Raw genomic sequence first — 20,895 nt, forward strand, 5'->3', positions numbered from 1 at the left:
ACCCTTGTGACTGAGCAATCATTCACTGGCCAATTAGCTCAGTTGGTAGAGCAGCGGATTGAAAATCCGCGTGTCCGTGGTTCGATTCCGCGATTGGCCACCAAAATTACAAAAAAGCCACCTTCGGGTGGCTTTTTGCATTGGTGCGAAATTACAAGCCTTGCGGCGCCGAGGCCAGCGCCAGTTTGCCCCGCCTGAGCATTTCTTTTTGCATGGCGCCAAATTGCTGGGCAATTTGCGTTTGCAAATGCTGCTTGCCCAAAGTGCGCATCAGCACCGAATTGGGAATCCAGTCGGCCTGATAATTCATCTTGGTGTAGCGCCCTTGAGCCTGTAGCTGCATCCGGCTGCTAAATGCGCCATTGCTGCTATTGATCGAGCGGGCTGTGATCTGCTCCATCGGCTGGATTTCGATATCGCGCTCCGAATCCAGCGTCATGCTGATCGGCCCCAGCTGCAGCTGGCCTTGCTGCCTGATATGCCAGTGATTGCCCTGCCGTGATAGCACTTTGCTCTGGCTCATATTCGGCATGAATTCGGCCATGTGGTCAAAGTCGGTCAGCACGGCGAAGGCCTGGGCCTGCGTCACCGGAGCAAGAAACTGGGCGTTAAACAGCACATGGCCGTCACGTTCGCTGGCTTGTACGGTGACTAGCGGCAGGATGGGGGAATCCAGAGCGTGGCTTGCTCCGGAGCACAGCAGCAACAAGATCAGAAACCAGCGCATGATGTGTCCTTTAACTCGCGTGGTACTTGGCCACTGCAATCTGGCGGCACAATCAATAAACCCCGGTGCAAGCCCGGGGTTGATCTGGATTTAGTTGCGCGAGAACTTCTGCGCCAGCTGATTGAGTTTTTCTGTGCGCTGGCGTTCGGCCTCGGCAGCCGCTTCTGCAGCTTGCTGTGCCTTGCGCTCATTCGCGGCTTTTTTGAAGTGTTCATGCAGGCTGGTGGCGGCAAATGTGCGCTGCTCTTCAGTCACCGCGTCGGCCTTGCTGCCATCCAGATTGACGCGTTCGGTCGCGTTTTGCATCACTTTCAGATAACGGATAGAGCGCGTGTGCATGGCCAGCGCGCTGCGCAACACCCGGCGGTTCACTTCCGGCAGGGCGGCGATGACTTGCTTGTCGATCCCGATGGCGAGAGGCTGGCAGTCACGAAATACCGCAAATTGCTTTTGCAAATCCTTCAACATGCCAAAAGTGGTGGGTGTAGAAGTCGGTTTGTTTTCTGGGGTGTTCATTCGATCAAGCTCGTCAAAGGGTTTTTTGCCTGCGCATTTTATCAGATTCGCCACCGTAACCAAGCGAATGTGATGGCGGGTGTTCAAATTCGGCGCTGCGATGGCTGTTTTTGCCACCCGCCGCAGCAAAACTAACGAAGACCTGTTTGGCTTGCGGCGGTGAAATACTGCGGCACTTAGCTTGGCGCTTAAGCGACTGTTTCGGGCAAAGTCTGGCCAAATGCGGCCTGATATTGCGCTTTCAGGTCGGCTATGCTGAATTTGTGGTTCTGGCCGCCACGGTGGGCGATCTTGATGCTGCCCAGCAAAGAGGCCAGACGGCCGGTCGTGGGCCAATCCCAGCCCTGCATCAGCCCGTGTAGCAAACCGGCGCGGAAAGCGTCGCCGCAACCAGTCGGGTCAAGCACGGCAGCTGGCGCAACAGCAGGAATAATATGCTGCGTGCCATCGGCATAAATGCACGAGCCTTCTGCGCCCAGCGTCACGATCAGCGCTTTGACTTTACCAGCCAGCTGCTCAAGGTTTAGGCCGGTGGCTTTGCACATCATTTCTGCTTCGTAATCATTCAGCGTCAGATAGCTGGCGATCTCGACCAGCTCCAGCAGCTCTTCGCCACTAAACATCGGCATGCCCTGACCAGGGTCGAAAATAAACGGAATACCGGCTGCCGCCAGCTGGCGAGCATGATCCTGCATCCCTTGCTTGCCATCGGGTGAGACAATGCCGATGCTGATTTTTTCTTTGACGTCGCTCACCTGATTGACGTGCGACATGCCCATTGCGCCGGGGTGGAAGGCATTGATCTGGTTATCGTCCAGATCGGTGGTGATAAAGCACTGTCCGGTAAACCCTTCCTGCACACTGATGTAGTCCTGGCGGATTTGCATTTGCTCTAGCCATTTGGCGTAGAGGTCAAAATCCTGGCCCACCGTCGCCATGATCAGCGGCTCCGAGCCGAGCATTTTCAGGCTGTAGGCGATATTCCCGGCGCAGCCACCCAGCTCGCGGCGCATTTCTGGCACCAGAAATGACACCGACAGAATATGAATCTGCTCAGGCAGGATGTGTTTTTTGAAATGATCAGGAAACACCATGATGGTGTCGTAGGCCATAGAGCCGCAAATTAAGGCAGACATTGATTTTCTCCAAGCGAGGGTCTGTGCATTATACGTTTGCATGACGTCATCATCGCCATGAATTTTTTGCGTGTTTGTTGCCATACTGTTGCAGTGCAACCACGCCTGTACTGCCAGAAGTGCCATCCGTCAGTTCTGACTTTACCCTGACATTGTGTGAAGGCATATTAGTTTTATTAGGGAAATCACTTACATTAGTATTGTCTTATGTTGGAATCGCTTAACTCGCTCTCCGTCTTGGCCATGATTTGTTCGGCACTGGGCGCCTTGATGTATCTCGGTCTGGCCCGCAGTCAGGATAGCGAGCGTGGCATCACCACGCTGGCCGTCGGCGGGGTGCTGCATCAGTCCGGCTGGTTTGTCTGGGCGCTGGCTCTGTTTGGTAGCGCCGACCTGCTGGCCTGGCTGGCGATTTTGCTGTTATTGCTGGGGCAATTGGGCTTGCTGGCCGGGACGCGTCGCTCGTTTGCGCGGCCAGCCGTGCTCGGCTGGTGGGCTGCGCTGATTCCGCTATGTCTGCTGGCTGTCATCGCCAGCTTGGTGCAGGCGATTTCGGCCGCACAGGCCGGATTGCTCCAGGCACTGCTGCTCGCGCCGCTGGCCTTTCAGATCGGTCGCGAAGCATTTCAGCCCGGCAATGACGAAGAGTGGAGCCTGCCGCGCTACTTGCTGGTGCTCACTGTATTTGCCCTGGCAGGTATATTGCTCTGTGCCAGTTTGTGTAACGTCTTTGGCGCAATACCCCATGATCGGCTTGCCCAGATCTGGGCTGTACTGGCTTGCGCAATCAGCGTGGTGTTGCCCTACAGTTATCAGTTGATGATTGCCCATCGCCTGCACACGCGCCTGACCAAGCTGGTGCGCTACGATGCGCTAACTGGCTTGCTTAATCGGCGAGGCATGGAAGAGCACGCCGAACGCGAATTGCACCGCGCCCGCAAGCACAATTCATCGCTGGGCCTGATGCTGCTTGATATTGACCAGTTCCGCGTGGTGAATCAGCGCTATGGCTATGGCTCAGGCGACGCTGCCTTGAAAAAATGCGCCAAGAAAATCCGCGAGATTGCCGGTGATGAAGCGCTGATCGGCCGCATTGCGGGCGAGGAATTCTGCATTATTTTCTGCGATAAAAATTCGCACGAACTGCGCTCGCTGGCTGTGGAAATCGAAATGGCGCTGGAAGCGTTGACCATTGAGCATGGCGATTTCAGTTTTCACCTTTCGGTGACGCTGTCACTGGTTAAATATGGCCGCCACGGCAACCAGTTTGAAGCGCTACTGCAACGTGCCGAAGAAAAACTGCAGCTGCGCAAAGGCCATTTGCGTGGCGAAGCCATCCCCGAGGGGGCCATCACCGTCGCGCCATAATTTCGCTGGCAGTGCTGTGTGGGCATTTTCTGGCGCTTGTCTTAGATCAAGCCGCGCCATGTTTAGATCAATCAATCACTTATCGGGCCAAACCAGCAGTGCTACATTACTTGGGCTCTTATCATCCCAAGGACTTTAGCAATGAAATTCGATACGCTTGCCATTCATGCCGGCTACAGCCCCGACCCGACGACCAAGGCGGTGGCCGTCCCGATTTACCAGACCACCAGCTACGCTTTTGACGACACCCAACACGGCGCCGATCTGTTTGATCTGAAGGTCAAAGGCAATATCTATACCCGCATCATGAACCCGACCACCGATGTGCTCGAACAACGGGTGGCGGCGCTGGAGGGCGGGATCGGCGCGCTGGCGCTGGCCTCGGGGCAGGCGGCGATTACCTATGCGATCCTCACCATCGCCGAAGCGGGCGACAATATCATCGCCACCAGTGCGCTGTATGGCGGCACCTACAATCTGTTTGCACATACGCTGCCGCAGTACGGTATTTCGGTTCGTTTTGTTGACGCGAACGATCCGCAAGCCGCCACCGCACTGATCGACGAAAAAACCAAAGCAATCTACTGCGAATCAATCGGTAATCCATTGGGCAACGTCGTGGATTTCGCGGCCTTTGCCGCCGTCGCGCACGCCGGTGGCATTCCGCTAATCGTCGATAACACCGTGCCTACGCCATATCTCACTCGTCCGATTGAACACGGTGCCGACATCGTCGTGCACAGCCTGACCAAGTATATGGGCGGCCACGGCACCAGCATTGGCGGCATTATCGTCGATAGCGGCAAATTTCCGTGGGCCGAGCATAAAACCCGTTTCAAACGCCTGAACGAGCCCGAAGTCAGCTATCACGGCGTGATTTACACCGAGGCGCTCGGCCCAGCGGCATTTATCGGCCGCGCGCGCACTGTGCCACTGCGCAATATGGGCGCGGCGATTTCGCCATTTAATTCTTTCCTGATTTTGCAGGGGCTGGAAACACTGGCGTTGCGCATGGACAGACACGTAGAAAACGCGCTGAAAGTGGCCGATTTCCTTGCCGCACATCCGAAAGTGGAATGGGTGAACTACGCTGGCCAAGCAGGCCACCCCAGCAAACCCTTGGTGGATAAATACTTCGGCGGCAAAGCGTCAGGCTTGTTGACCTTTGGCGTCAAAGGCGGCCGTGAGGCGGGTGCGCGTTTCCAAGATGCGCTGCAATTGATCACCCGACTGGTGAATATTGGTGACGCCAAATCGCTGGCTTGCCACCCCGCCAGCACCACGCATCGCCAGCTCTCGCCCGATGAACTGCAAAAAGCAGGCGTATCCGAAGACATGGTGCGTCTGTCGATCGGGATTGAGCACATCGACGATATTCTGGCCGATCTTGATCAGGCGCTAGCACAAGTGTAGTCGATGTATTTCATGGGTATTGCTCTATAGATATTATTCAGCATGATCTGCAGGGCTATACCCATGTAAATTGCTGCACTGCCTGCTTGGCGTTTTGCCAGCGAGCCTCGCCCACGCCAGTCACCAGCGCAAACGGTGCTTGTGTTTGTTCTAGCGCGGTTTGATAGCGGGTCAACAATGCATCCCGATCCAGCGGATTTTCGCGCAAAGGGTCGGGTTGCCACGGCAGATCGGCTGCGGTGAGCAGATGCAGCTGATAATCCTGAGGCCGCCACAGTTGCGCCAGCTCGGCTGGGCATTCGCCAAAGCGCACCTGTGCCCAGATCACACACACCAGCACACTGGTATCGCACACCAGCCAGTCAGCCCCGGTGGCCAGCTGCTGTTCCAGCGCCAGCTGACCATGCGCAATCGCAATAATATCGTCCATGCTATACGCAGTGCGGCGCTGGGCGGCAAACCACGGGCGGGAGAATTCGGGCACCCAGGGTGCCTGCAACTCACGGGCCAGCGCTCGCGCCAGACTGGTTTTTCCGCAGGATTCGGGGCCGACAATTGCGATTTTGCGCGTCATGCGGCCACCAGCTCGCGCCGCCAGTTGCGCCAGCCCCACACGGCCAGCAAGGCCAGCAGGACATACAGCACGGCGGTGATATACAGCGTTTTATATAGATACACGCCACTGGCCAGCAAATTGAGCACGATCCAGTACGGCCAGTTCTCTATCCGTTTCTTAGCCTGCATCCACTGCGCCAGCAGGCCAAACACAAATATGGAAGAATCGAGCACGGGGACATCAGTCGGTAAAAACTGAATTTGCAGCGTCGACACCACGGCGGTTAAGGCCAGCCCCACGGTATTGATCAGCAGCCATTCTTTTTTATTCAAATAGCAGACAGGTAAAGCCGGTTGACTTACATTGCCGCGCCATTGCTGCCAGCCATACACCGCCAGAACGGCATACACCGCTTGCAGCGCGGCTTCGCCAAACAAGTTGAATTGGGCAAATAGCCAGACGTATAGCAGGCTAGCCACCAGCTGCAGTGGCCAGGTCAGCACATGGCCGCGCGCGGCTAGTGCAATCGCCGTCAGCGTGAGTACAAAGCCAATGATTTCAAGCAGGGACATAAGGTGCAATCAAAGGGTGTAAAGGGTGCTAGTTTAGCAGCCCCCAGCGCTAGCAAGGCGCTTCTGGCTCCACCAGTGCACAATCTGCAAGGCTTTGCGCTGGTGCAAATTTCCTCACATCAGGGCGGCATCGTGCCGTTTCAGCGCCGTTTGTCACGGTATAATCTCCCGCATCAAAGTCGGAATCATTCATCATGACCAGCACCGTATTACCCAGCGCCCAACGTCTTGTCATCAAAGTCGGCTCCAGCCTTGTCACCAACGACGGCAAGGGGCTGGATCATGCGGCGCTTAGCCGCTGGGCCAAGGAAATTGCCGAGCTGGCGCGCCAGGGCAAGCAGGTCGTGCTGGTATCGAGCGGTGCCATTGCGGAAGGCGTGGCGCGGCTGGGCTGGAGCAGCAAGCCCAGTGCGGTGCATGAAAAACAGGCCGCCGCCGCCGTCGGACAGATGGGGCTGTGCCGTGCTTATGAAGCCGCATTTCAGGAATACGGCCTCACTTGCGCACAAGTGCTGCTCACGCACGAAGATTTATCCGATCGCACCCGCTATCTGAATGCCAGGTCAACATTATTGACCTTATTGCAGCTGGGCGTGATTCCGATCATTAATGAAAACGACACCGTCGTGACCGCCGAAATCAAATTTGGCGACAACGACACGCTGGGCGCGCTGGTGACAAATCTGATCGAGGGTGATGCGCTGGTGATTCTGACCGATCAGACCGGCCTTTACACTGCCGATCCGCGCAGCAACCCCGATGCCACGCTGGTGCGTTTTGCCACCGCTGGTGATGAAGCGCTGGAGGCGATGGCCGGTGGTGCGGGCTCCAGCGTCGGCACAGGCGGGATGTATACCAAAATCATCGCTGCCAAACGGGCGGCGCGTAGCGGGGCGACAACCATTATCGCCTGCGGCCGCGAGCCCGAAGTGCTCACCCGGCTGGCTGCCGGGGAGGCCATCGGCACACAGCTGACTGCGCACACCTCGCCGCTGGCGGCCAAAAAACAATGGATTGCCGATCATTTGCAGCTCAAAGGCCGGGTAACGCTGGATGCGGGTGCGGTACGGGCGCTCAAGCAAGGTGGGTCAAGCCTATTGCCCATTGGCGTGAGCGCGGTGGAAGGCGAGTTTTTGCGCGGTGAAGTGGTGAGCTGTATCGATCATCAGGGCGTTGAAATTGCGCGCGGCCTGATCAATTACAGCTCGCAAGAAACCGCGCGGATTTTGCGCCACCCTACCGGCCAGATCGAAGCCATTTTGGGTTATATCGACGAAGCCGAATTGATCCATCGTGATAATCTGGTTGTTTCCTGATGGGTATAGGTCTGCACTCTAGTTTTGAATTAGGCTGCAGACCAATACGTTGGAGGGTATGGTGAAAGACCCCGTTCAGCTGGCCCAACTAGCCCGTAGTGCCGCGCAGCGTGCAGACTGGGCTCAAGCGCAAATCCTGATGGCGCAAGCCCTGCAGCTGGTGCCTGAAGCGCCCGCCCTGCATTTGAATTACGGCAATATCCTCAAGCAGCTGGGGCGCTACGATGAGGCGCGCATCGCCTATGAGCAGGCCTTGCACTGGCAGCCCGGCTGGGCCGACGCACACTATAACTTGGGCAATCTTGCGCTGTTGCAGCACAATGCGCTGGCCGCGACCGAGCATTATCGCGCCACGCTGGATGCCAACCCGGCGCACGCCGAGGCGCACTATAATCTGGCAACCCTATTGACCAATCTGGGGCGCTTTGCGCCCGCACACGAGCATTTTGCCGCCGCTTTGCGGCTCAAGCCCGAATATCCCGATGCCCTGCATAATCTGGGGCGGCTGTACCGGCGCGAAGGTGAGTTGGCGCAGGCCAGAGCACATTATCTGGCGACACTGAGGCTCAATCCTGAGCATCATCTGGCCCGCTACAGCCTGGGAACATTAAGCTTGCTTGAAGGAAAATGGCAGGAAGGATGGCAGGGGTATGAGTCGCGCTGGCAAGCGCTGCATAGGCCCTATCCAAATACCCCTTTGCCCCGCTGGTCGGGTGAGGTAGTGAACCGTTCTGCCCGGCTATTGGTGATTGGCGAGCAGGGCTTTGGCGATATGCTGCAATTTGCCCGGTTTTTACCCCAGTTACTGCACCGCTTTGCCCATGTGACCGTGCTGGTGCCGGATACATTGCAGCAGCTGCTGCAGCAAAGCCTGCCGCCAGAGATTCATGTGGTGAGTAGCCTGAATGACCACAGCGGGCTGACGCACCATATCCCGTTGATGAGTCTGGCCGCTGCGCTGCAGATTGACGAAGCACGGCTCGATGGTGCTGCCTATTTGTGTCCTGATCCGGCGGCGCTGGCGTACTGGCGTCAGCACCTGCCTGCCGGTTTTAAAGCTGGTCTGGCCTGGCAAGGTAATCCGCAGCAGGCGGATAATCGCTGGCGCAGTATTCCGCTGGCGCAGTTGCAATCTTTACTCGATTTGCCGGGCATTCACTGGTGCAATTTACAATACGGCGCTCACCCGGCGCAGCTACGCGACGACAGCGCCCACTGGCGTAATTTTGCCGATACGGCCGCGTATATTGCCAATCTGGACTTGGTGGTCAGTAGCTGCACGTCGATTGTGCATCTGGCGGGCGCGTTGGGCGTGCCGACCTTATTGCTGAGCCGGATCGACGCCGATTGGCGCTGGCAAACTGCGCGCAGCGATAGCCCGTGGTACTCATCGCTGCGCATTTTGCGCCAATCGGGTTTGGATGACTGGTTAGTGCCCGTACAGCAGGCCGCTCAGTATATTGGCCAACGACAGCAGAGCTAGGTAATCATGCTGCCGTCTTGTTGACTGTGTGCCTGTCGGTGATTATTTAACGGGTTTGGCAGCCGGAACAGTCAGCAGGCCATTTATTGGCGACGAATTCCTTTTTGATGGTTTCTAGCGGCCAAGGCGCATTGAAGCTACAAAACTCATCAGCCAGATAACCTTGCCAAGCATTATGGCCATTTTTGCTGTTGATTTTCCAGGTGCTATTTTTCAGCTCGCGCCAGTCGCCCGTACTGCTGGCACTGGCATAGTGGCGGTATTGATTGCTTGCACAATCGAGCCCTTCAAAAAACAGTGTGGTGATATTTGCACCTGCTGGTTTAATGGCAACAACATAACGGACAATTTCATCACTATTGAGCGTTAAACTGTCCAGTGCTAGAAAATAGCTATTTTTGCTGTTGTTTTTTAACTGTGGAATATCAAGTGGTGCCCATTGCGTCAAATCTTTGATATTCGGTAAAACAAAACCAACTTCTGCAGGCGCAGCCTTCTGATCATTAAACCAATCTGTCACTTCACCCGGTAAGCCGCGGCCATTACGCTCCACTCTGACATTGGTTTCTGCAAACGAAGTCATACTGGCACACAGCATGAGTATCAGGCATTGGGCTCGCATCACTCTTTCCCCGAGACAAAGAAACAAATGCTATCACGCCGCATCGGTCAATGCGCAATCCGTATCATGGGCACGGGTTCACCCTGATGCTCGCTGAGCCAGGCGGGCTGCAAGGTAACGTGGTCAATATGGTATTGCTGCTCCAGCATCTCGTTGAGTTGCAAAATCAACCGTGGCCATGCAGCGGGGTCTTCGATAATCAGGTGGGCCGATAGGGCGTTGCGTTTGCCCCCGATATTCCAGACGTGCAGATCGTGCAATTCGCTCACGCCCGGCGTGGCGGTAATGGCATCGGCGACAGCGGACAAATCCAGCCCGTCCGGTACGCCATCCATTAATAAATGCGTCGACTTTTTCAGCAGTGCCCAGGTCGAGCGCAAAATCAGCAGCGATACCGCAATCGACAAAATCGGGTCAATCGGCTGCCAGCCGGTGTAGTAAATCACGGCCCCGGCGGCAATGGCCGCCACCGAGCCGAGCAAGTCACCCAGTACGTGAATCAGCGCCGCACGGCTATTGAGATTGTCGTGATCATGCGAGAGCTGCCAGGCGGAAATCACATTGACCAGCAGGCCAATGACCGCAATCACCATCACGCCCAGACCATTGACCGGCTCGGGGTTGAGCAGGCGTTGTACGGCTTCGACCACAATCCACACCACCAGCGCAATCATGGTCAGGCTATTGACCAGCGCGCCGATCAATTCTGCACGCGCGTAGCCATACGATTTGGCCGCATTGGCTGGGCGTTGCCCGATCAGATTGGCAATCAGCGCCAGCAGCAGCGCAGCGCTGTCGGTCATCATATGACCCGCATCGGAAATCAGCGCCAGTGATCCGGCCCAGAGGCCGCCCGCTAGTTCGACAAAGGCAAAGCCAAAGGTCACAATCAGTGCGATCACCAGCCGTTTTTGCGAGCTGGGCGCACCATGATCGTGGTGATGGTGGCTTTCGTCGTGGCGATGATCATGGCAGGCATTGTGTCCACCCGGGCGATCATGCGGGTGCTGGTGCTGCGCACCTTCGGGAAAATGCTTGTGGGTGTGCGGAGTGTATTTCACGATGCCTATCCTTCTTTCAGGGCGTTGCAGAGGTAGATAGCGAATCTGCCGGATATTACTGCACCCAGGTTTTGCCGCCTGAGCCCTGTCATGCAATGAATGTAATGCAGCTACTATAACGTAGCGTCCTATGGCTTGGGTATGTTACTAAGCAAAGGATAAGTTTTGCATTTCATTCAATTATTGTTGCGTTGCAAAAAGGTCATTGAGCTCGATCTGATCAAGATCAGGTGTGCATCAACGGTGCATAATACATAAAGCAAACTCGCAATAGACAAGCCAAAGCCGTCGTCCCCATCATGTCCCGATCTGGCCTGCTTGGCTTTCAACTTCAATCCTGACTATGCTGACATAAGCAATTGTTGGCGAATTGTTAACGGTTTCCGGATCAGATAAAAACAGCTTTTTCCCACTGCGGAGTCATTATGCCCATCAAGACCCGAATCATTTTATCCACCGTTTTGATTAGCCTGTTGGCGCTGGCATTGGGTTTCTGGGCTAGCTTGGGGTTGGGCTGGTCAGCCTGGGTCAGCTTGCCGCTGGCCGTGCTGGTCGCAGCAGTGGCGCAGGCGCTGCTGTTGCAATGGCAGCTTAAACCCTTGCAAAAGTTGTTGCAGGCTATGCAGCAATTGCCAGTGGGTGGTGGGGATCTGAATTTCCGCATTCCGGTGCAGGGGCAAGATGAATTGGGGCAGGCCGCAGCCGGATTTAACGAGTTTGCTACGCAGCTGCAAAACACCTTTCGTGAAGTGCAGCGCGATATGGAAAGCCTGTCGCTGGGCTTGAAAGAAATTACCAGCGTCACCGGGCAGCTGGTTAAAGACAGCCACACCCAAGCCGATTTTGTCGCCGCCTCGGCCGCTGCAGTGGAGGAAATCACCGTTAGCATTACGCATATTGCCGATAGCGCGCACGAAGTGGACGACGCCGTGGCATCCACGCAGCAATTGTCGGTCGATGGCGCGCAAACCGTGCATAGCGTATCGGATGAAGTAGGCAAAATGCAGGATTCGATCAAATCACTCAGCTTTGCCATGGCCGATCTGGGGCAGCGTTCCAAGGAAATTGGCGGCATTGTCAGCGTGATCAAGGATATTGCCGAGCAAACCAATCTGTTGGCGCTCAATGCCGCGATTGAAGCGGCGCGGGCCGGTGAGCAAGGCCGCGGTTTTGCCGTGGTGGCCGATGAAGTGCGCAAGCTGGCCGAACGCAGCGCCAAGGCCACGGTGGAAATTACCGACCGTATCAATTCGGTGGGTAAAGACACCGATATTGCACTCAAAAACATGAATGAAGCGGCAAGCGGCGTTACTTCCAGTGTCGAGCGGGCGCAGGAAGCCAGCCAGATGATGCATGAAATCGGCCAGCGCATGGAAAACGTCGTGCAAGTCGTGCGCGGCATTGCTGACGCGACGCGCGAACAAACCGCCGCCAGCACCACGATGGCGCAATCGTCCGAGCAAATTAATTCAATGACACAATCGAGCGATTCAGCGCTGCAGCAAACCAAAAAAGCGCTAGAAACGCTCGACAATCGTGCCCGCGAACTGATGAGTGCCGTGGGTAAATTCAAGCTGGAAGACATTACGGTCTTGCACGGCTGGTTTGCTGCCAGTGGATTTCGTGCGGTGGCCGATGTGAAAGCGCGCTTGAATCAGATCGGCCATCATTGGTCGGATAATCACAGCGGTAAAGATGTCCCCGGCATGCTGAAAAAAGCCGTCGAGGAAAATAATCTACCCACCGCCGCCGCCATCGGTGGCGTCAAAATCCAGGCCTGGGCAGGCAAAAACGTGCTGGCCAATCTGGACGATCTGGCGCGGGAGCAAAACTGGGCGCAGATACTGCCCGCCGTGCTCGATAAACAAATGCACGCTGATGGCCACTATGCCGCCGTACCGCTGGGCGTGGCCCGCGTGAATGTGATCTGGGCCAATGCGGCGCTGCTGCGCCGGGTGAATGTGAGCCAGGCTCCCCGCACATGGGATGAGCTGATCGCGCTCTGCGAGAAATTGCAAAACGCCGGGATTATGCCTTTTGCGCATTCCGAGGTGAAATGGCAGGTGGCCACGCTGTTTGAAGCCGTCTCGCTGGGCCTGTGTGGTGCCAAATATTATGTCGATGCATTTAGCAGGCTCGATCAGGGCGTGTTGTCCGGGCCGGAAACCATCCGCGCGCTCGAAATGTTCCGCCGCCTAAAACCCTACTGCAGCCCCGATCCGGTGGGCCGCGACTGGAATCTGGTCTCCGCCGATATTATCAATGGCCGTGCCGCCATGCAGCTGATGGGCGACTGGGTTAAAGGCGAATTTGATACCGCAGGCAAGCAGGCCGGTAGCGATTATCTATTCTGGGCCGCGCCCAATCAGAATGGCGAATACAGCTTCGCCGCCGATACGCTGACCATGTTCCGGCAGGACGATCCAAAACGCGCCATCGCCCAGCGTGACTTTGCCTCCCTGCTGATGAGCCCGGAATGCCAGATTGCCTACAACCATCACAAAGGCTCGATCCCCGCCCGCACTGACATCGACCGCAATCGGCTCGATGCTTATGGTAAAGCCTCGGCGGCCGACTTTGCCGACGCCGCGCAGAAAAATACGCTGGTCCCATCGTGGGCGCACAATATGGCCGTGCAGGACGATATGAAAAAAGCACTGATCGAAGTGGTCTACGAGTTCTGGCACAACCCCAACATCACCGCAGCCGCCGCCGCCAGCAAACTGGCCGCCACCGCCCGCCGCTAGGCCACATGCCGGAGGCCGGTTGAATACCGGCATCCGGCATTTCTACTGATCGCCCCTCAAGCGAATCACATCAATCGCTGACATCACCGCCAACAGGCAGGAAATCCCGCTCAAGTCAGATTCTATGGGTATATCAACAGAAGCAATATCTCAATTGACCTCTAGAGCAATACCTATTCACGTATATCTTCTGTGAGCTAAGCGGCCAACAGATAATGAAAAGCGGCCATGATTGGCGGTTTCGTTGGTGATGGGTTGGGTGTGAAAATCCCGCAGGGATTTGCGCACCGAAATGCTAACTTCTTTTTAGGTTTTATACGGCTACGCAGCGATATTTGAATGCGCGTTCCGCCGCGCGGGCAGGTAGGGGGCTTTGCTTCTCCAAAGCCCCCTACACCCCAAAGGAGCCCCCCGCCTGCGGCCCTCCGGGCTTCCCTCAGTCGGTCGCGAGCCAAACGATAAAGCTGTTTGTCTCACTCCACTCCTTCGGCGATGGGCGACAGGGGATTAAAGCCCCAGACCACACAGCGCGAACAAAATAGGAATGGGTATATCGCCAAAGGCCAGATCAAAATTGGTCTATAGAGCAACACATAGGCATGTATATGCCGCAATCGTTGGTCTGCGCCAATTCCCCTACAGCTGCGCCGAGCGAGGAACGGGCGGGGCGGGGTTTCGGCGGGGCCTGTTTTGTTAAGCCCCGCCGCCGCCTCGAACCGTCCGCAGTCGAGGGCATCGGCGTAGCCGACGCAGATGTGGGGTCGCCTTCCTTTGCTTACTTTCCTTGGCGAAGCAAGGAAAGTGAGTGCCGCGGCGCATAGCCGCCAATCCGCGGTGGATGACAAATTGCAGGCAAATAAAAACCGTCATAGATGGCGGTTTCTTGGTAAAAGTTGGGCTGCGCAAGCTTAGTCCAATCTACGGCGCTACATGGCTGCAAGCTCTGAAAAGTGTAATTTCAAATAAAATAAATATCCAAAATTTGGTCTGGATTAATTGGGGTGCCTTTCCCCTTGTGGCCAGATAAATGATAATTATCTGGTTTGTAGCCTTTTGTATTTACTAATATGCAATATCTCCATAAATCACGGATATAAGTTTCCTTGCATTCTGGAGTGGCTGAAAATTCAACAATGCACTGTTTAAAGTTATCGCTAATTATTTTCTCAAAGTCGTATGAGAATTTATCTTGGTTTTCGTATATAAAGTCTTGAAAAAATTCGGGGATTGAGTAATTTAATCCACTTTTTGACGCGAAGTGTGCTTCATCGTAAGAGGTAAAAGCATGCGGTCCGCCAGACTCTGGTTCACTAGATAATCGGTGTATTAGTTTTTGTAAGGCCAAAGTCTTTATTTTTTTTGTGTCATCTTTGATTATGAATCTGCTAAGTTGCGCCAGAAATAGAACAGCTCCGTCTCTTGCGGATAGTAATCCATTTTCTATAAAGGTTGTTTTGTTAAAGCAAGCCGCTCGATGATAATATTTTGCTAGATCAAAGTGATAATCTTTGCCACCAAGTTCAGCGTAAATATGCATTAATAAATTTGGTGTTTGACTCGGCTGTTTGATGGCTTCATCTTTTATCCAAGTGTTTTGCGCACTTTTAATTGCATCAATACTTGCACTGTAAGCCTTGGCTAAAGAATTTAGGGCGTCATTATAATCTTTGCAGCTTAGAATCAGCATTATTTACCTAAGTATGGTCTAGTGCGAAATCGCTTCTGGTATTGAACCGCAGAGTTATCCACGCTATTGGTGTATTTGCCACTGGGCGGCAAATACACCCTATATCTTAATGCGCCTCTTCCCAATTCTCCCCAACGCCCACTTCCGCCAATAACGGCACTTTCAGCGTCGCTACATTACCCATAATCTCCGGCAATTTGGCTTTCACTAAGTCCAATTCCGCCTCTGGTACTTCCAAAATCAACTCATCATGCACCTGCAACAGCAGTCGACTCTGCAATTTTTCCGCAATCAACCAATTATTCACCGCCACCATCGCCAGCTTGATGAGGTCAGCCGCCGTGCCTTGCATCGGCGCATTAATCGCCGCGCGCTCGGCCCCTGCACGTTGGGCGCCATTCGATGATTTGATCGCGGGTAGCCATAGCCGGCGGCCGAAGACGGTTTCGACGTAGCCGGCGTCGCGGGCGGCGCTGCGGGTGGTTTCCATGTATTCGGCCACTTGCGGGAAGCGGTTGAAATAGCGTTCGATAAACGTTTTGGCTGCCTCGCGCGTGATTTCGAGCTGAGCTGCGAGGCCAAATACGCCCATGCCGTAAATCAGGCCGAAGTTGATCGACTTGGCGTAGCGGCGCTGCTCGCTGGACACTTCTTCCAGCGGGATGCCGAAGACTTCGGCGGCGGTGGCTTTGTGAATGTCCAGCCCCTGCTCAAAGGCGCGGATCAGCGCGGCGTCACCCGATAGGTGCGCCATGATGCGCAATTCGATCTGTGAATAATCCGCCGAGACGATTTTGCTGCCCGCTGGCGCGATAAAGGCTTCGCGGATTTTGCGGCCCTCGGGCGTGCGCACCGGGATGTTTTGCAGATTCGGCTCGGTCGAGCTCAGCCGCCCGGTGACGGCGACGGTCTGGTTGAAGTTGGTGTGCACACGGCCAGTGGCGGCGTTGATCATCAATGGCAGCTTGTCGGTGTAGGTGGATTTGAGTTTGGAGAGGCTGCGGTGTTCGAGCAGCACTTTGGGCAGCGGATAATCTTTGGCCAGCTCGGTGAGCACTTCTTCGTCGGTCGATGGCGCGCCTTTGGGCGTTTTTTTGATCACCGGCAGTTTGAGTTTTTCAAAGAAAATTTCACCCAACTGTTTGGGCGAACCCAGATTAAACGGTTGACCGGCCAGCTCGTACGCTTGCTGCTCCAGCTCGATCAGGCGCAGGCCGATGTCGTGGCTTTGTTGTTTGAGTTTGCCCGCATCGACCAGAAAGCCGTTGCGCTCCATCACATACAGCACGTCGCGCGACGGCATTTCGATTTCGCGGTAAACGTGATACAGACCCGCCTGTGCTTGCAGACGCGGCAATAGGGTATTGGCCAGACGGCCAGTAATATCAGCGTCTTCAGCCGCATACCGCGTGGCGGTATCTAGATCAACCTCGGCAAAACCAATCTGCTTGGCGCCTTTGCCGCAGATTTCTTCGTATTTGATTGTGGTTTCGCCCAGCTCGCGCGCGGCTTGGTCGTCCATATTGTGCTTTTCGTGGCTGGCGAGGACGTAGCTCATCAGCAGCGTATCGTCGGCGATGCCTGCTAGATTGACGCCGATATTGGCCAAAACGTGTTGATCGTATTTCAGGTTCTGGCCGACTTTTTTGTGGTCGGCGGATTCGAGCCACGGTTTGAGCTTGGCGATAGTCTCATCAAACGGTAACTGGTCAGGAGTGTCAGCGCCGTGGTGCGCCAGCGGCAGGTAGGCAGCTTCACCGGCTTGCACCGAGAACGACATGCCGACGATGCGCGCCTGCATCGAGTCGAGGCTATCGGTTTCGGTGTCGAACGCAGTCATGCTCGCGGCAGTGATTTTGTCTATCCACTTGGCGAGCAATTCGGGCGTGGTGATGCATTCGTAATGGCGCTCGACTGGCGCGCTGGGGGCGGGGTTGTCTTGGGGTATTGCCTCAGGGGTATTATCTGCAAACAGGTCTGCGGTTACACCTGCTGGTGTATTTGGTGCGGCAGGCGCTGCGCTCTGGCCACCGTTGCTGGCCACCTTGTTTTCCATTTCGCGCATCCAGGTGCGGAAATTAAAGCGGGTAAACAGGCTGAGCAGCGTTGCGCTGTCCTCGGCTTTAGGCGTCAGATCGGTGAGGCCGTTCGGCAATTCGGCGCTCAAATCCACATCGCACTTGATCGTGACCAGCTCTTTGGCGGTTGGCAGCCAAGCAAGCGAATCGCGCAGATTTTGCCCGACCACGCCTTTGATGCTGTCGGCCTTGGCGACGATTTCATCCAGCGAGCCGTATTCGGCCAGCCATTTGGCGGCGGTTTTCGGGCCGCACTTCGGTACGCCCGGCACGTTGTCGACGGTGTCGCCGATCAGCGCCAGATAATCGACAATCTGCTCGGGCCAGACGTTGAATTTGGCAAAGACGCCGTCGCGGTCGAGCACTTCTTCAGTCATGCTGTTTTCAATGCGCGCGTGCTCGTCGACCAGCTGCGACATGTCTTTGTCGCCGGTCGACATAATCGTCGTGATGCCTTGGGCGGAGGCTTGCCGCGCCAACGTGCCGATCACATCGTCGGCCTCGACGCCTTCAATCATCAGAATAGGGATGCCAAACGCGGCGACGGCGGCGTGGATCGGCTCGATTTGCACGCGCAGCTCGTCCGGCATCGGCGGGCGCTGGGCTTTGTATTGCGGGTAAATGTCGTCGCGGAAGGTTTTACCTTTGGCATCGAACACGCACGCGATATAATCGGCGTGAGTTTGCGCTCGCAGCTTTTTCAGCATGTTCACAAAGCCAAACAGCGCGTTGCTTGGCGTGCCGTCGGGGGCGGAAAGCTCTCGAATGGCGTGAAAGGCGCGGTAGAGATACGAAGATCCGTCGATTAAAAGCAGCGTCGCCATGCGGGAGTTCTCTATACTGTGATTGGGTGTGCCGCCCATTATAAACGAGCTATTCACATCTTAAGGGAGCGAACCATGCGAAGCGGAATCATGAGAAATGTGCTGATTGCTGTATTGCTCGGGGCGCTGGCCGCTCCGACATTTGCCGAAGTGGTGGCTGACCAGCCGCCACCCATGCCAACCGAAGACACCCCTACCGAGGTTGAGTCCGGCCCTGAAGTGCGCATTATCGAAAAAGACGATGCGACATTTGCCGAATACCGACTGCGCGGCAAGCTGTACCAAGTAAAAGTAACGCCAAAAGTGGGCAAGCCCTATTACCTGATTGACCCGACCGGCAAAGGCGAATTCATGCGCCGCGATATGACCGACAATATCGCCGTCCCAACGTGGGTCTTGCTGGAATTTTGAGATAATTGAATGTCTGTTTTTACTACTGTTAGCCGCGAAGATTTAACCCCGTTCCTGAAGCGCTATTCGCTGGGTCAGCTGGTCGAGATCAAGGGGATTGCCGCAGGGGTCACCAATACCAATTACTTTGTCACCACGACTCATGGCAAGTATGTCCTGACCCTGTTTGAAACACTGCGTGCCGACGAGCTGCCGTACTACGTGAACCTGATGGTGCACCTAGGCCAGCACGGTATTGCGATTGCCGCGCCGATTGCCAATCTGCATGGCGACTATGTCGATGAGCTAAACGGCAAGCCCACCTTATTGGTGCCATGCCTGCCCGGTGCGGTAACCGATAGCCCGAACGCGGTGCAATGCGCTCAGGTGGGGGAAATGCTGGCGCAAATGCATTTGGCCGCCGCCAGCTACAGCGGCCAGATGGCCAATCCGCGCGGCCCGCAATGGTGGTCTGCCACCGCGCATGATATGTATCCGTTTATGAATGAGGCCGACGCCGCACTGCTGCACGCCGAGGTGAAACTGCAGTCGGAGCACAAATTCGATCAGCTCCCCAAAGGCGTGATCCATGCCGATTTGTTCCGCGACAATGCCTTGATGAATGGCGATCAGGTGGGCGGATTTATCGATTTCTACTACGCCTGCAACGACATCCTGCTGTATGACTTGGCGATTACGTTGAACGATTGGTGTGTGCTGGAAAACGGCGATATTGACGCCGAGCGCGCTAAAGCGATGCTGGCGGGCTATCAATCAGTTCGTCCACTGACGAGCGATGAAGTGGCCGACTGGCCGATTATGTTGCGCGCCGCTGCGCTGCGGTTCTGGGTGTCGCGACTGCTCGATTTCCACAAACCGGCGGCAGGCGAGATGACTTTTGCCAAAGACCCCGGCCATTTCCAACGCGTTATCGAGCATCACCAGCGGCGCACGGATTTCTGGCTGTAGCCCGAATCCTCGTTTTTCAGGATAGTGAATGAGTTTTCTAGAGCAATTGCATCAATGGCAGGCTTCGCATGCCATCCTGTTTGGCGCCGATACGGCGCCTTATTGTTTGGATCAGCGCCGCCGCTATCAAGGCCAAGCCATCGCCGTGGCGCGCCCGGCAAGTACCGAACAGGTGCAGCAGCTGGTGCGCCTGTGCGCAGAACATCAGGTGGCCATCGTGCCGCAAGGCGGTAACACCAGCTTGTGCGGTGCGGCCACGCCACTCAATGAAGGCCAGTCGCTGATTGTCTCGCTGGAGCGCATGAAAGACATTATTCAGGTCGATGCGGATAACAACACCATGACCGTGCAGGCTGGCGTGACGCTGGCTCAGGTGCAGCAGGCGGCGCTGGCGGCCAATAGATTATTCCCGGCCAACTGGGCTGCGGCGGCCAGCTGCCAGATCGGCGGTGCACTGGCGACCAATGCCGGTGGCGTGAATGTGCTGCGCTACGGCAATATGCGCGAGCTGACACTGGGGCTGGAAGTGGTGCTGGCCAGCGGCGAGGTCTGGGATGGCTTGCGCGGCTTGCGCAAGGACAATACCGGCTACGATCTCAAGCAATTGTTTGTCGGCTCGGAAGGCACGCTGGGGCTGATTACCCAAGCCGTGTTACGGCTGTATCCGCTGCCTACGGCACACGCCACCGCACTGGTGGCGCTGGATAATCCGGCGGCAGCGGTAGATTTGCTGCGCGGCTTGCAGGCCGAGGTGGGCGATAGGGTCACGTCGTTCGAGCTGATTTCCGCGCCTTGTCTGGATTTGCTGAAAAAACATTTCCCCCGGCTGGCGCAACCTTTCGATACCAGCCCGGCCTGGTGCGTGCTGATCGAGCTATCCGATGGCGGCGATTCGGTCGCGCTGACGGATAGGTTGGCCGAATATCTGTTTGCCCATGGCTGCATGGATGCCTACGTGGCGCAGACGCTGGGCGAGGCGGCGGATTTCTGGGCTTTGCGTGAGTCTATTCCTGAAGCGCAAAGGATTGATGGTGTCAGCATCAAGCACGATATCAGCTTGCCCATTGGTGCAATACCTGACTTTCTGAAAGTATGCGATGCTGAGATGCTTTCAGCATTTCCCGGCGCGCAAATTGTGGCCTTTGGCCATCTGGGCGATGGTAATCTGCATTACAACCTGTTTCTGGCCGATAAAACGGCAGCGGTGTATGCGCATGAACACGCGGTCAACGAGGTGGTTTACCGCAATGTGGCTGCGCGCAATGGCAGCATCAGCGCCGAGCACGGCATCGGCCAGCTCAAACGCGACACACTGCAGCAGACACGCCCCAGCCTCGAACTGGGTTTGATGCGCCACATTAAGGCGGCCTTGGACCCTGCAGGCTTATTCAATCCGGGCAAAGTGTTGTAGATTTAATTCGGGCCGGCCA

At 55.8% G+C, this 20,895-nt stretch carries 17 protein-coding genes and 1 tRNA gene; 9 read left to right on the forward strand and 9 right to left on the reverse strand.

The window, feature by feature from the left end; all coding sequences use genetic code 11:
- The first annotated feature begins 27 nt into the window (after window positions 1-27).
- Window positions 28-103 (forward strand) — tRNA-Phe (locus ABHF33_RS08810).
- A gap of 48 nt (window positions 104-151) precedes the next feature.
- Here ABHF33_RS08810 and ABHF33_RS08815 read toward each other — a convergent pair.
- The 3 genes from ABHF33_RS08815 to ABHF33_RS08825 all read right to left on the reverse strand — a co-directional run bounded on the left by ABHF33_RS08815 (window position 152) and on the right by ABHF33_RS08825 (window position 2,379).
- Entirely contained in the window at window positions 152-727 is a 576-nt protein-coding gene (locus ABHF33_RS08815) for an SRPBCC family protein (protein WP_348943616.1), read from the reverse strand.
- Window positions 728-817: 90 nt separating this feature from the next.
- Window positions 818-1,243 (reverse strand): ProQ/FinO family protein, encoded by a 426-nt coding sequence (locus ABHF33_RS08820; protein ID WP_348943617.1) that lies wholly within the window; start codon window positions 1,241-1,243, stop codon window positions 818-820.
- 188 nt (window positions 1,244-1,431) lie between these two features.
- Complete coding sequence (locus ABHF33_RS08825) at window positions 1,432-2,379, reverse strand: carbohydrate kinase family protein (protein WP_348943618.1); 948 nt, start codon at window positions 2,377-2,379, stop codon at window positions 1,432-1,434.
- 207 nt (window positions 2,380-2,586) lie between these two features.
- On the opposite strand from ABHF33_RS08825, the gene ABHF33_RS08830 reads away from it, so the two are divergent.
- Window positions 2,587-3,747, forward strand: coding sequence for a GGDEF domain-containing protein (locus ABHF33_RS08830; protein WP_348943619.1), 1,161 nt, complete (start codon window positions 2,587-2,589; stop codon window positions 3,745-3,747).
- 141 nt (window positions 3,748-3,888) lie between these two features.
- The gene (locus tag ABHF33_RS08835) at window positions 3,889-5,160 is read left to right on the forward strand and encodes an O-acetylhomoserine aminocarboxypropyltransferase/cysteine synthase family protein (RefSeq protein ID WP_348943620.1); all 1,272 of its coding nucleotides are present in this window, start codon (window positions 3,889-3,891) and stop codon (window positions 5,158-5,160) included.
- 55 nt (window positions 5,161-5,215) lie between these two features.
- On the opposite strand, the gene ABHF33_RS08840 is transcribed toward ABHF33_RS08835, so the two are convergent.
- Together ABHF33_RS08840 and pnuC are read right to left on the reverse strand one after the other, a co-directional pair.
- Window positions 5,216-5,734: an ATP-binding protein gene (locus ABHF33_RS08840; RefSeq protein WP_348943621.1), complete on the reverse strand. Its 519-nt coding sequence runs from the start codon at window positions 5,732-5,734 to the stop codon at window positions 5,216-5,218.
- Window positions 5,731-6,288: a nicotinamide riboside transporter PnuC gene (gene pnuC / locus ABHF33_RS08845; RefSeq protein ID WP_348943622.1), complete on the reverse strand. Its 558-nt coding sequence runs from the start codon at window positions 6,286-6,288 to the stop codon at window positions 5,731-5,733. The genes ABHF33_RS08840 and pnuC overlap by 4 nt, the downstream gene beginning before the upstream one ends.
- 194 nt (window positions 6,289-6,482) lie before the next feature.
- Between pnuC and proB the strand changes: the two genes are divergently transcribed.
- Both proB and ABHF33_RS08855 read left to right on the forward strand, forming a co-directional pair.
- Entirely contained in the window at window positions 6,483-7,604 is a 1,122-nt protein-coding gene (gene proB, locus ABHF33_RS08850; RefSeq protein WP_348943623.1) for a glutamate 5-kinase, read from the forward strand.
- 58 nt (window positions 7,605-7,662) lie between these two features.
- A complete protein-coding gene (locus tag ABHF33_RS08855) occupies window positions 7,663-9,087 on the forward strand; it encodes a tetratricopeptide repeat protein (protein ID WP_348943624.1) in 1,425 nt (474 codons plus the stop codon).
- 46 nt (window positions 9,088-9,133) lie between these two features.
- Here the strand turns inward: ABHF33_RS08855 and ABHF33_RS08860 are convergent, their stop codons facing one another.
- On the reverse strand, window positions 9,134-9,670 hold the full coding sequence (locus ABHF33_RS08860) for a CNP1-like family protein (RefSeq protein WP_348943625.1): 537 nt from the start codon (window positions 9,668-9,670) through the stop codon (window positions 9,134-9,136).
- Between the two features lie 86 nt (window positions 9,671-9,756).
- Entirely contained in the window at window positions 9,757-10,770 is a 1,014-nt protein-coding gene (locus ABHF33_RS08865) for a cation diffusion facilitator family transporter (RefSeq protein ID WP_232522636.1), read from the reverse strand.
- A 425-nt stretch (window positions 10,771-11,195) separates the two neighbouring features.
- Here ABHF33_RS08865 and ABHF33_RS08870 point away from each other — a divergent pair, with 425 nt between their 5' ends.
- Complete coding sequence (locus ABHF33_RS08870; RefSeq protein ID WP_348943626.1) at window positions 11,196-13,517, forward strand: extracellular solute-binding protein; 2,322 nt, start codon at window positions 11,196-11,198, stop codon at window positions 13,515-13,517.
- Between the two features lie 958 nt (window positions 13,518-14,475).
- On the opposite strand, the gene ABHF33_RS08875 is transcribed toward ABHF33_RS08870, so the two are convergent.
- Both ABHF33_RS08875 and polA read right to left on the reverse strand, forming a co-directional pair.
- Window positions 14,476-15,204: a hypothetical protein gene (locus ABHF33_RS08875; protein WP_348943627.1), complete on the reverse strand. Its 729-nt coding sequence runs from the start codon at window positions 15,202-15,204 to the stop codon at window positions 14,476-14,478.
- Between the two features lie 106 nt (window positions 15,205-15,310).
- Window positions 15,311-18,106: a DNA polymerase I gene (gene polA, locus ABHF33_RS08880; RefSeq protein ID WP_348943628.1), complete on the reverse strand. Its 2,796-nt coding sequence runs from the start codon at window positions 18,104-18,106 to the stop codon at window positions 15,311-15,313.
- A 75-nt stretch (window positions 18,107-18,181) separates the two neighbouring features.
- Between polA and ABHF33_RS08885 the strand changes: the two genes are divergently transcribed.
- Genes ABHF33_RS08885 through ABHF33_RS08895 form a run of 3 tightly spaced genes read left to right on the forward strand, consistent with a single transcriptional unit; the run spans window position 18,182 to window position 20,876 of the window.
- Window positions 18,182-18,517, forward strand: a complete 336-nt coding sequence (locus ABHF33_RS08885) for a DUF2782 domain-containing protein (RefSeq protein ID WP_348943629.1) — start codon at window positions 18,182-18,184, stop codon at window positions 18,515-18,517.
- Between the two features lie 9 nt (window positions 18,518-18,526).
- Window positions 18,527-19,465: a homoserine kinase gene (locus tag ABHF33_RS08890; protein WP_348943630.1), complete on the forward strand. Its 939-nt coding sequence runs from the start codon at window positions 18,527-18,529 to the stop codon at window positions 19,463-19,465.
- 28 nt (window positions 19,466-19,493) lie between these two features.
- Window positions 19,494-20,876 (forward strand): FAD-binding oxidoreductase, encoded by a 1,383-nt coding sequence (locus tag ABHF33_RS08895; protein WP_348943631.1) that lies wholly within the window; start codon window positions 19,494-19,496, stop codon window positions 20,874-20,876.
- Window positions 20,877-20,895: the final 19 nt, after the last annotated feature.

Origin of the sequence: Chitinibacter sp. FCG-7, from assembly GCF_040047665.1 — a bacterium.
Classification (GTDB): domain Bacteria; phylum Pseudomonadota; class Gammaproteobacteria; order Burkholderiales; family Chitinibacteraceae; genus Chitinibacter; species Chitinibacter mangrovi.